General features: G+C 56.2%; 1 rRNA gene. It reads left to right on the forward strand.

The features are described from left to right. A 23S ribosomal RNA gene (locus MFF64_RS36765) occupies positions 1-290 on the forward strand; the annotation flags it as partial.

Consider the following 290-nt stretch of genomic DNA (forward strand, 5'->3'; position numbering starts at 1 on the left):
ATGGGTGACAGCCCCGTACGGGACAGGCGATTGCCAGGACACGAGTAAGGCGGGACACGTGAAATCCTGTCTGAAGATGGGGGGACCACCCTCCAAGCCTAAGTACTCCTCAGCGACCGATAGCGAACCAGTACCGTGAGGGAAAGGTGAAAAGCACCCCGACGAGGGGAGTGAAACAGTTCCTGAAACCGGATGCTTACAAACAGTGGGAGCCCAAGGTTCGTCCTGGGTGACCGCGTACCTTTTGTATAATGGGTCAGCGACTTAAAGTAGCGGGCAAGCTTAAGCCG

It is taken from the genome of Methylobacterium frigidaeris, assembly GCF_022179185.1.
Lineage (GTDB): Bacteria > Pseudomonadota > Alphaproteobacteria > Rhizobiales > Beijerinckiaceae > Methylobacterium > Methylobacterium frigidaeris.